We start from the raw sequence: 12,025 nt of genomic DNA, 5'->3' as shown, positions 1-12,025 counted from the left end.
CCCTAACTCTTCAGTAGAGTTAAAAACTAAAATCAATAAATGGATTCTCACAATACACAAATTTTAAGTATTGACAGTCAAAAGGAGTTCACTGAAAATATAATTTCAGTGCAAATAACGAACTCTACATTCTTTCTAGCGAAAGGCAGATACAAATACAGAAAATATAATTTTCTTAAGCATAAGATGTACCAGACCAATATATAAGCCAAAATCATATTGGTCTTTGACACAATAAAGGAGTGTTTATCATGACACAAACGGTACCTATACATCCAGCTGCGCCAACGACAAACCGCTACCGCGTGGCCGACATTCAAGTGCTTCCTGCCGGGGATAAACTTGTCCTGGTCCATTGCCAAGACACACAAAACACCACACTTTTGCGTTCAGAGATTGCTAACTTTTTGATGCAATGTCAGGAGTTTCGCACCCTTGATGAACACATTGCTATCAATTGCCAGGGACGAGAACTCAGTTCACGCACCATTGAAGTCTTACGCCGACAACTCCAGCACCTCACACAAGGTGGCTTCCTCCTCTCACAGGCAAGAGTCTCTGGCTTCTTTCAGGAAAACAACGAATCACAGGGCACGATTGCCTCACTCTGTTTCCCAACCTGCGATCGTGTTGCCTCATTAGAGCAGTGCATCGTTAGTTATATTGAGCATTGCCAGCGCTTTGAGCGAAATCCTGAATACATCGTCGCTGACGATTCGGCATCCCTCCAGACCCGTGAAGCCTACAGACACATGTTGAAGGGCTTGAAGACAAAATATAAGGTGCCTATAGCGTATGCTGGACTGGAGGAGAAAACTGCATATGCGGACGCATTGAGCAGAGAAGGCAATATTCCAGCTGAGATTGTTTCCTTCCTCTGCCTCAGCAACAAGCAGTATCGCGAGACAACCATAGGGGCAAACCGCAATGTGCTCTTACTACACACTATTGGTGACCTTATCTTTAGTTCTGATGATGATATGCGTTGTCGCATCAGCCCTTCTCCTCAATATAAAAAAGGGCTGACCCTGACTTCTCAAGGCTTGCCAGCACCAATATATTTTTACCCTGATCGGGAAAGAGCATTACAGGCAACACCTGTAAGCGAACAAGACCTACTCGCCCTCCACGAACAGTGGCTAGGGCAAAAGCCCATGTCCTGTCAGGCGCTTGTTAAGCAAAAGAACGCGCTAGATTATGAACAAGTAATGCCCGTGTTGCTTCGACGACTCGCGACAGGGGAGGGCAATATAGCACTTACGGTTCATGGTTTCGTGGGTGATTGTAGCTTTGATGATCCCGATATGTATCTTGGTTATGAAGGAGAGACGCTTAAGCAACTCATCGAGTCAGAATCAGCCTTCCGCTCATTGCACCATAGTAGGGAGATAGCCTATGTCGCAAAGAGCTTAACCGTTACAGGAACGCCAGTACTTCCGTATGGTATGAGTATAGGACTCGATAATCGTGAGCTACTCCCTCCCTTCCTTCCACTAGGACGAGGTGAAGATGTTGCATTTGGGAACATTCTCTCAGCATGTTTCCCCAATGTGTTCGCAGCTCATCTACCTTGGACAATTCTGCATGCTCCTCTAGAAAAGCGCACTCATCATCAAAAACAACACAAACTTCAAATTGACTTTGAATACTGGGTAAGATTTGGTATGAGTGAATACAGCGCAGGATTCGCTCTTACGCCAGTTGAGCGGCTACGCAAAATGGGGCAACACTTGGAGGATTTTGGGCGATTGCCGACAAAATCCTTTGAATCTTTGCTTCACGAGCAGATATATCGCACTATAAGCTCCCTTATTTCCCAACTTGAGGAGGGACTCTGCACAAATCAAACGCCACTTCCCGACTTCTGGGTACAGAATGTAAGAGACTACATTGCTCAGATACGCGAAGAGGCATTGCTTCCACTAGAACAACTTTATGCCCCAAACTGCAATACGGCTACTTTACAACAATTGTTCCAACAGTTTGGGCAAGGACTCCAATGGTGGCCACAGATTGTGGGAACCGCACGCCGTCTCCGAGCCAGAGGCGTACGCTTAGCTCAACCACTATAAGTGCCTTCACAAAGGAGCACTATTTACCAGGACCTACAACTTTCGCGCACTTGTAACGTATATTTATTAGATTTTCAAGCATTTAAAGAGTAGCCAGGCAAAAACACAATAACGCCTGGCTACTTCTTGTCTCAGTACCTTCCTTTGCCAGGGGAGAAACACAATCAAGGGAACGCTGCCAAACACTACATATTTCATACATACTTGTCGATATTGACAGCAAAGGGCTTTAGCCCGCCGCAAGCGCTGTGGTTTTAACCCAGGCGGTTAGGCGTTCGTGACTTTAGCCCTTACAAAGTGGTTTCTATTGTGGTAACGAAGAACCATGAAATAAACACTTGCATATCAGAGAGATGAGCATCATATTTATCTGAGTGGATAAGAAGCTATTTTGCCAGTACGGCTGGCAATACCAGTCCAGAAACTATTCAGAAATATATTGATGCTTAGAAAGGATTAAAGTAGAAAAATGGCAAAAGCAACCATCACCATCAAACAGGTCTTGAACTATGAGCAAGATCATGGTGCGTGGTTTGCTGCCAATCAGACGCTCTTCAATCGGGTCGCTGCGTTCTATTTTGAGGCCATCCAAGCTCATGAGAAAATCCTCGATCTCTCCAACAAAGAGGCCCTTACGGCTCTTGAAAAGCTTACCCACACCACAGAGAACAATCCTACTCCAATCATGCCACTTTCAGACATCCAAGAGGATATTCCTGCCATGTTCAGGCGTGCGGCTATCAATGCTGCTCTTGGGTCAGCTCGTTCCTTTTACGCGCATGTAGCCACATGGAGAAAGCGTAAGGAAAAGGCAGAGGCAAAGAGAAAGAAGTTTCATGAAAGGCCACCAGTTCCTCCGCGTACCTGGAACAAATCCGCAACGCTCTATGCTGGCATGTGGCGGGAACGGGCCGACTCATCCATTGTTGTGAAGGTGTGGACAGGCTTGTGTTGGAGTTGGATCAAGGTTCGTATTACTGGAAGAGAGCTGCCTCCCAATGCGGATGTAGGCAGTCCTCAATTAATTAGAAAGGGGAACCAGTGGTACTTGCATACTCCTGTTGAAAGGAAGTTCAAGAGTCCTGGCAACATCGAGAAACAGGTTACCGAAAATGCACAAACCAAGATCTGTGCAGTAGACCTTAACTTAGGTGAAAACATTGCTGTGTGTACAGTACAAACTGTTGAAGGTTCGATCCTTGCCACCACATTTATTCATGGTGGACAATGGGTAAATGGCTTTAGGAAGAAACAGTTAGGCCGTATTGCACGCAACCGATCCAAGACTGGCATGATCGCAGAGAATGAACAAGACAACGTGCATCTCTGGAACAAGATCCGCGACGTTGATGAGTATGTGGCCCATCTGGTGAGTGCTCGCATTGTCCAATTTGCTAAGCAGTATGAAGCTACCGTGCTGGTGTTTGAGCACCTTGGCAACCTGAAACCAGCTAAGGGCAAATACAGCCACAGGGGAAACACGAAACGCGCATTTTGGATGAAAGGGCATATCTTCTACTATGCCAAGTACAAAGCCTATAATGCGGGTATTCTTACTGGCAGAGTCAATCCAAGAAATACTAGTAGAGAATGCGCCCGTTGTCATGGCATGATCGCACGCTATGCAGAGGGACAGCCAGCAGAAGGATACACAATGGGAGCTTCTCTCGCGTATTGTGCTGGCTGTGAAATTCGCGGTCATGCCGACAGGAATGCAAGTCTTGTGATCGGTCAAAGACTTATCATGCGCTACCAGAAAATTCAGGAAGAGCCTCCAACTCCTTTGCTTGCAAAGAGGGGACCGAAAGGTTCAGGTGTTGCTGTCCCCCAAGATGCCAAAAACCAGAAGAAACCATCTATTTCCAAGGGAAGGCATGGGGATGGCAACGAGCATGGCACCGCTCAGGAGCACGGTTCAAGGATGGTTGGACCTGTTCGCGATATTCCTCACCAATTACGGCTTCCACTTGAGTAGAGGCCACGCCTCATTTCTCAGGAAACCGCGTACGTAGGAGTGTCAGAAGCCACCGTGGCTTAAGCCCGTGTGGAGTGTCACAGCAGGAGAGAATCTCTCATACACTTGGGAAGAAACGCCATTCCTAGAAGAAGAGAGTTTGTGTCAGATACCCTCTGGCTAAAGCCAGGGGCTTGTCCCTAAGCTAGATCGCTTGGAACGAAAGGCCGTCTGACAGCGACCCACCAGCCAAAGATATACCGAGGCTGGCAAGGTGCTTATTGCGAATGTTATACGCTGCATTGAGATCGGCATTCAAACAATATCCGCACTGCTTGCACAAAAAAAGTGATTGAGTCTTCCGATTGGAGCGATGTTGATGCCCACACTGAGAACAGGTTTGCGAGGTATGGCGAGGGTCAACCTTGACCACCTGTATACCACATTCCTGTGCTTTATAGATCAGAAACATATGAAACTGCGCAAAAGACCAGCTATGCAGTCTCCGCTTGGTTTCTCCTTTCTTCCTGATCTTGCTGGTACTACGAATGTGGGTCAGGTTCTCAATCACAATGGTCGAGCCAGGGGTGGCATTCTGCACAAGACGCTTGGAAAGGACATGATCGCAGTCCCGGTGAAATCGCAAAGAGCGACCAGACAACTTCTTGAGATGTCGTTTAGCGCTTTTGGTTCCTTTGGACTGCAGCTTGCGGCGGAGACGGAAACGGCGGCGCTCAATCTCTTTCCAGTGGTGGGAGCCAAGAAAATGGCGATTGGACGTGACAGCAGGACGGTTAAGTCCCAAATCCACGCCAATGACCTCATGGTTCTGAGGGACATCTGGCTCAGGCACCGAGACAACCACATGCAGCCAATAGCGCCCCTTGCGAATGCACAGTTCAGCAGTCGTGACCTGATACCCTGCGTACCTGCTACTGTAGGGAGGGATGTGGAAAGGCACAAGAATGCGCCCTTCCACAGTGGAGAGACTAACTTCCTGTGTTTCCCACCTGAGGACATAAGTACGCTCATTATAGCGAATCGGGCACTGATTGGAGTGAGGTTGTCCCGCCTTGCGCCCTTTGGCTTTTCGATCAAAGGCCGACTTTAAAGCTTCAGTGGCTTTGAGACGTGCCTGAATGAGCACATTGGCGTTCAAACGCGGATATACCTCACGCAAGTCATAGTACGTTGCGTGGTGAAGCCGGACACCATTTTTTTTCGCAATGTTGCCAGCCATAAGCACACACAGCATTGAAGATCTGTGTGAATTGTTGCGCAGTCTCGTCAAGCAAGTATTTCTGCTCGTGTGTTGGCTTTAGTCGTACTCGTATCGTTCTATCCACAGACGCAAGTATAGCATATATGCATAGATTTTGCAAGAAAGGAACGGTGTGCTCCGCCCTATATCTGAAGCAAGGGGTCGCCACATGCCGATTTGAAAGATGCCACGTTGTCTAAATCCACGTTGCCAGATTGATTATCCACCTGGCACGCTACAATGCACCAATCCATTCTGCCAATGCCTGCTGCCTGAAGCCCTGGTAGCGGGTCGTTACCGCATTGAGACGCTCATAGGCATGGGCGGGATGGGTGTGGTCTACCGTGCCAGCGACACCTTCGAAATGAGTCAGGTCGCGCTCAAAGTCCTCTCGCTCAAAAATAGTATCATGGATCCGCAAACCGCGATTGAGCGCTTTCGACGCGAGGCGCGCTATGCCCATCAGCTCAAGCACAAAAATATTGTGTCGGTTCATAACTTTGGGCAGGATGGGCCTCTTCTCTACCTGGAAATGCCGCTTATTACAGGTGGAACGCTCAAGGCCTTGCTCAAACCCGAGCTTCCCCTGCCAACACAGCAGGCCCTGGGTTACATGGACGACATGGCTGCTGCCATCGATACAATTCATGCGCATCCACAGCAGATCATACACCGCGATATTAAGCCCTCCAATTTACTTATTTCACAGGATGATGGGCATCTCATCCTGGCCGACTTTGGCATCGCCCGCGCGATGCAACAGGAGAAACCACTAACACAGCGCGGCCTCTCTTTAGGCACAGAACACTATATCGCGCCCGAGCAGGATCAGGGCAACGCGGAACCCACCAGCGATATTTATTCGATGGGTGTGGTCGCCTACCAGATATTTACGGGCCTTTTGCCTGTGCAGGCGGTAATCAAGACACACGCCACCGAAATTCCCGCGCCCAGCAAACTCAATCAAGCACTGCCACCAGAGGTCGATGCATGCATTTTGCGCGCCATGGATCTCGATCCACGCAAGCGCTATCAAAGCGCTGGCGACTTCGCAGCGGCTGTGCGGGCAGCTCTGGCGACAAACACGATCTCCTCAGAGCCAACCATCGCCGATCTCACACTCGTCTCGCATAGCTCGAATGTGATCACGCGAACCGTTATGCCCGAAAATCCCTGCCCACAGTGCGGGAGGGAGAACCGCAGCAGCTCTCGCTTCTGTCGTCACTGTGGGCATGGACTGGACGAAACGATGCCCACGCTTGGGGCACAGTGCGAGGCCAGTTATGAAAGCGATAAGGGACGCAAGGCCCAGGAGAACGAGGACATGCTCCTGCTCCTCCAAGGACTCTGCGTGAATGTACAACCATCACCACATCCCTTCGCCATCTTTGCTATTGCGGATGGTCTTCTCGGGCCACAGGGGAAGCCTGCATTAGGGCATGAAGCCAGCCGGCTGGCCGTTGAGACCGTCGCCGATACGCTTGTTCCCTTACTGGCAGATACCACACGCTCACACTCTCACGGCACACCCATTCATGCTCCACGCACACCAGGAGACACAGGTGTCACCTTCTCAGGTCAGCGCCAGGCCTTACCCATGAGCGAGAAAATTCTAGAGCAGTGGCTCGCCGACGCAGTGCGGCAGGCCAACCGCGTCGTCTACCATTGTAACGCAGACTATGACGCGACGATGGCCACAACCCTGGCGGTAGCCCTGCTCTATAGAGAGCGACTCTATGTTGCCAACGTGGGCGATAGCCGTGTTTACCATTTTAGCCAGCGACAGGGATTACAATGTGCGACCCACGACCATACCATCGCCGCCAATCTTGTTGATGCCGGATTGCTCCAGGCAGATGAAGTGCGCGCCAGCGCCAAACGCCATCAACATTACCGTACACTGGGCCAAAATGCCATGGTGACAGTTGACTGTTCTCAGCGCGCCCTGGAACCTGGCGACCTGCTCATTCTGTGTACCGATGGGGTCTGGCATATGCTGCCTGAGAAACGAATTGAAGACATTTTACGTCAACATCCTCGTACCGAAGAGATAGCGCGCCTGCTGGTACAAGAAGCCAATAATGCCGGGGGCGAAGGGAACGCAAGCGCGATTGTCGTGCACGTGCTCTAACTGAGAGCCTGCCCGCGCAGAGAGAAGCCTCTATAAGCCTGTCCCGGCAGCCTCTAAGGCCAGCGGGAAGGTGATAATAAACAGTGCTCCCTTGCCAGGCTCACTCTCGACCGAGACAGTGCCATGCTGCAAACGCACCAGCAGTTCCACAATAGAGAGGCCCAGGCCATAACCACCAAGCGCCTTTGAACGTGCGGGATCGGCGCGATAAAAGCGCTCGAAGATATGTTGCCTCTCTTCAGGTGATATACCTATGCCTGTGTCCTGAACACGCAACTGTGCCAGGTCCTCACATATCTCAACCGATACCGTCACCTTTCCACCACTATTTGTATATTTGAGGGCATTGTCAAGCAAGCTCAGAATAATCTGAATCAGGCGCGCGGCATCGCCCATGACCGTTGCCGCCTGTAGAAGGCCGCTCGCCAGGCTTACCTGGCGTTCCTGGGCCAGGGGTTCCATGCTCTCAATCGCATCAGCCGCCAGAAAATCCAGGCGCACAGGCTCATAATCGAGTTGCATCTTCTGTTCATCGGCACGCGCCAGGGCCAGGAGATCATTAATAAGCCTTCCCAGGCGCTCGGTCTCTTCGTTGATACCCTCCAGGGCCATAATATACTCTTCCGTCTTCTCGGAACGAGAGAGCGCGACCTCTGTCATATTACGAATCACGGCCACCGGTGTGCGCAGTTCATGCGAGGCATCGGCAACAAAGCGACGTTGATGCTCAAAGGCGCGTTCAAGGCGTCCTATCATCTGGTTAAAGAGTAATGCCAGGTCATAGACCTCATCTCTGGCCCGGGGTAGAGGCACACGTTTCTGTAGATCCTGGGCATTGATCATACGCGCGGTCCGCGCAAGATGATGAATCGGCCTAAATGCTCGCGCTGAGAACCAGTAGCTACAGAGGCCACACACAAGTAATAAGACTGAGCAGATCCCAATGAGGATATACAGAACTGTTTGCAGTTGCTCATTCAGGCTCTCTAACGACTGTCCAACCTGAATAACGCCAATGATCTGGTTCTGCCAGACAAGCATCGTACAGTATACCCGCACCTGGCGGCCATCAGCATCATAGACAGTTCCACGCCAGGGGATTCCGTGAAGCGGATCATGGACACTTGTCGCATTTAACGCCAGTTGACGCATATCTGTGGTCGCATAGAGTGTTTGTGCATGCTCATCTAGTACGCGCACAAAGAAATCGCCTGGCGAAACGTCTTTCTCCTGTTGAAAAGTACGCTTACTCTGGCCAGGATGCGTATCGATATAGGCAGCGGTTGCGCCTAACTGCGACATCTGCCCCGCAATATCCGAGGTATCCATCCGTCCTTGTGAGACGATCAAGGCCTGAGCAATTTGTTGTGTTCGCAGGCGCAAGGCGGTATCAAAATTCGTCTCCAATTGAATTTTGACTATCATATAGAAGGCCGTAGCACACAAAATCACTAGCGTAGCGGAGACGGCAATATACCAGAGGGTCAATTGTACACGCAGTCCGGGGGGAAAGAGCTGTGGCCGACGCGTTCGCATATTACAAGGGTTCCTTGAGCTGATAACCAGAGCCACGTATCGTCTGAATGACATTTGGTTCATTCTCATTGCAGAGCTTGCGCCGGAGATAGCGAATATAGACATCAATAACATTGGAGAGGTGTTCGGTGTCGCCATCCCAGACATGCTCGACAATCATCGATCTACTCAGCACCTGGTGCGGATGGCGCATAAAAAACTCAAGGAGAGCATACTCTTTGTTTCCCAGGGGAATCAGGCGCTCCGCGCGTTTAACCTCATGCGTCCTGGTATCAAGCGTAATATCCATAAATTGTAATGTTGCAGATAAGACTGGTCCCCCCCGGCGCAGAAGGGCTCGTACACGCGCCTCAAGCTCGCTAAATGCAAAGGGCTTGGTGAGATAATCATCTGCCCCCAGGTCTAATCCTTTGACGCGATGCTCCACCTCACCCAGCGCGGTTAGCAACAAAATAGGCATCGTCTTGCCCTGTTCACGCAACTGACGGCAGACTTCAAAGCCACTTAAACCGGGAAGCAGGATATCGAGTATGACCAGGTCATAGGGAATGGAGGTAGCCATATACACCGCATCTTCGCCATCGGCTAACAAATCGACCGCATGATGGCTACCTTCGAGGCCCTTCTTCAAACTCGGACCCAGACGGGGATCATCCTCTATAATCAGGATACGCATAACACCGTACCTCGTACATTGAAAGCCGCATCATGTTGGTTACCTCCACCACGACTCCTGCGGCATAGGTAGCCAACACGATGTCTACACTATAAACTGGAGACATTAGAACAACATGAAAAACCAGGGGCCTCCTGCCAGAAATCCCCCTGTCCGGGAAGGGGCGAGCTACTTTTCTTGCAAGAGCAGCCAGCAACGCAAGAACTCCGCCACGCTCCAGGCCTGGGCCACACACCCGCCCACGACATAGGGTGGTTCTGGTTCAGCCACCTCACTAATGGTCCCGAGACAATTCTGCCAGAGTTGGTCCAGAGCGGTCAAGAGCAAGGTACGTAACTGATCACGATCCTTGTGCACACGCAAATGCACATCGATAAAGGGGCCAAGCAACCACTGCCAGACGGTTCCCTGGTGGTATGCGCTATCACGCTGCCAACGATTTCCGCTAAAGTGCTGATGATACGCGGGATCGGTTGGACTGAGCGAGCGTAGCCCCAAAGGGGTAAGCAAATGCTGCTCAACTTGCTGCAAAATGCTGGCACATTGCCCCCCGAAAGCAGGTCCCGGCAGAGGGAGACCGCGAACAACTGATTGGGGCGAAGCGAGGCATCCATCTGGCCCGCGTTCCCATCAACATCGACCACGTCATAGAGATAGCCGCCCTCTGCATACCAGAAACGCCTGGCAAAATGCTGTCGCACCAGGGTACGCAATTGACTATAGTGTGAGGCATCCGTCGAGAGGCGCACGGCCCAGGCCTCCATCTTCGTTAAGGCGGCATACCAGAGCGCGTTTATCTCTACTGGCTTGCCTCGTCGCGGCGTGACGACCCAACCGTCAACCTTCGCGTCCATCCAGGTGAGTTGGACCCCGTCCGTTCCTCCATGCAGGAGACCATCTGTCGCATCCATCCCAATATTGAAGAGCGTTCCCTGCTCATGGCGGACAATAATCTCTTGCAGTACTGGGAAAAGCTCCTTGAGGAGTGACCAGTCATCGGTGGCTTGTAGGTACAACCCAAGCGCGTGAAACATCCAGAGAGTGGCATCTATGGTATTGTACTCGGGGTGCTCGCCTTGATCGGGGAAGCGATTGGGGATCAGGCCCTCATGTGTGTAGGAGGCAAAGGCCTTGAGCAGTCCACGGGCCTCACTATAGCGACCCGTTGCCAGCAACAAGCCCGGCAATGAAATCATGCTATCGCGCCCCCAATCCGTAAACCAGGGGTAGCCCGCGATGATCGTCTTGCGATCTGGAGCAAGGCGCAATGGTTGGCGAGAGGCCTTTGCCTGCGCGTAGTTAGGGCGCGCAACAATAAACTGATCGGCGGCCACAACCAGGCGTGCCAGCACTGGATCACGCTCTTCTAGATTATCCATAGTACGCTCAGCTACGGAGAGCAGTTGACGCACACGGCGCTGATGGCGAACCAGCGCCGCCGTGACCAGTTCTTCATGCCGTGGTCCACCCAGGTCCGAGGGGAGATTCTGTTCAGCACTTAAGACAAAGGTGACACGCATACCCGTCGTAATGGGCATGCGAAAAATTCCTGGCTGATACACATCTTCCTGATCCAGCAGACCACGTTCGCTCTCCCGCCGATGCAGCACACGCCAGTACCAGAGGCCCGTGGGGGAGAAAAACGCCGAGGGACCCGCGATCAGGTGATAGACTGGCGCCTCATTATAGGCACGAATACGGCAGCGATTATGCTGGCTATCTACAATAAAATGCCAATCGTCGGACCCTTGCGTCGAAGCGTGATAGTCGCGCGAGAGGCAGAAAGGCACCAGTGTCAGCGTCAGGTTCTCATCGGCTATCTCACTGCCCACCCCTTCAAGGGTATACTGAATGTAGGTTGTATTCTGTCCATACTCCATCCAGACACGCTTGACCAGCTCCAACTGATCCGTGAGACGATAGCGGAAACAAGGAACATCTCCATCCAGCACCACTTCTTGCAAATACTGATACCCTTGAGGATCCACCACCTTGTCGTGATACTCGTTAACTCCTAGCTTGAGCACCTCGCCGCCTGGCAAGGTAATCTCTTCATCGACCTTACTTACAAAAACAGTGCGCGCCACGGGTGGCTGAAGCGCAGCCACCAGCAGACCATGATAGCTGCGGGTTGTTGCGCCACAAATCGAACCAGCTGCGTACCCTCCCAGGCCATTCGTCACCAACCACTCATGATTAAGCGCCTGCTGCACATCACCACAAATATCGTGCCCAACACGCAGATGCCATGCATCTGGTCCCTGCTGTTGAGAAGCCTCAACAGACGTATGATCCAGAATCATTAGTCAACGCTCCTTACTTACCTACAAGCGTGTATGTGTATTCTGCTACCGTTCTCATACTCAAAGGTGAGCGAACCCACCCTTAAGCGGTC

7 protein-coding genes and 1 pseudogene are annotated in these 12,025 nt (G+C 51.3%); 3 read left to right on the top strand and 5 right to left on the bottom strand.

Features of this window, described 5'->3' with window-relative positions:
* The first annotated feature begins 251 nt into the window (after window positions 1-251).
* Both JMJ16_RS29265 and JMJ16_RS29260 read left to right on the top strand, forming a co-directional pair.
* Window positions 252-2,072, top strand: a complete 1,821-nt coding sequence (locus JMJ16_RS29265) for a hypothetical protein (protein WP_201387355.1) — start codon at window positions 252-254, stop codon at window positions 2,070-2,072.
* Between the two features lie 469 nt (window positions 2,073-2,541).
* Window positions 2,542-4,047, top strand: coding sequence for a zinc ribbon domain-containing protein (locus JMJ16_RS29260; protein WP_201387353.1), 1,506 nt, complete (start codon window positions 2,542-2,544; stop codon window positions 4,045-4,047).
* A gap of 184 nt (window positions 4,048-4,231) precedes the next feature.
* Here the strand turns inward: JMJ16_RS29260 and JMJ16_RS29255 are convergent, their stop codons facing one another.
* The gene (locus JMJ16_RS29255; protein ID WP_201387351.1) at window positions 4,232-5,266 is read right to left on the bottom strand and encodes an RNA-guided endonuclease TnpB family protein; all 1,035 of its coding nucleotides are present in this window, start codon (window positions 5,264-5,266) and stop codon (window positions 4,232-4,234) included.
* Between the two features lie 205 nt (window positions 5,267-5,471).
* Here JMJ16_RS29255 and JMJ16_RS29250 point away from each other — a divergent pair, with 205 nt between their 5' ends.
* Window positions 5,472-7,418 (top strand): protein kinase, encoded by a 1,947-nt coding sequence (locus JMJ16_RS29250; RefSeq protein ID WP_201387349.1) that lies wholly within the window; start codon window positions 5,472-5,474, stop codon window positions 7,416-7,418.
* A gap of 30 nt (window positions 7,419-7,448) precedes the next feature.
* On the opposite strand, the gene JMJ16_RS29245 is transcribed toward JMJ16_RS29250, so the two are convergent.
* The 4 genes and pseudogenes from JMJ16_RS29245 to JMJ16_RS29230 form a co-directional block, all read right to left on the bottom strand.
* Complete coding sequence (locus JMJ16_RS29245) at window positions 7,449-8,954, bottom strand: ATP-binding protein (RefSeq protein WP_201387347.1); 1,506 nt, start codon at window positions 8,952-8,954, stop codon at window positions 7,449-7,451.
* A gap of 1 nt (window position 8,955) precedes the next feature.
* Complete coding sequence (locus JMJ16_RS29240) at window positions 8,956-9,630, bottom strand: response regulator transcription factor (RefSeq protein WP_201379572.1); 675 nt, start codon at window positions 9,628-9,630, stop codon at window positions 8,956-8,958.
* Window positions 9,631-9,798: 168 nt separating this feature from the next.
* The gene (locus JMJ16_RS57315; protein WP_374229103.1) at window positions 9,799-10,128 is read right to left on the bottom strand and encodes an amylo-alpha-1,6-glucosidase; all 330 of its coding nucleotides are present in this window, start codon (window positions 10,126-10,128) and stop codon (window positions 9,799-9,801) included.
* Window positions 10,129-10,190: 62 nt separating this feature from the next.
* Window positions 10,191-11,933, bottom strand: a pseudogene (locus JMJ16_RS29230) (amylo-alpha-1,6-glucosidase); the annotation flags it as partial.
* Window positions 11,934-12,025 lie beyond the last annotated feature (92 nt).

Source organism: Ktedonobacter sp. SOSP1-52 (assembly GCF_016587395.1).
The sequence above is the reverse complement of the archived record's forward strand: the minus strand, read 5'-3'. Positions and strand labels throughout refer to the sequence as shown.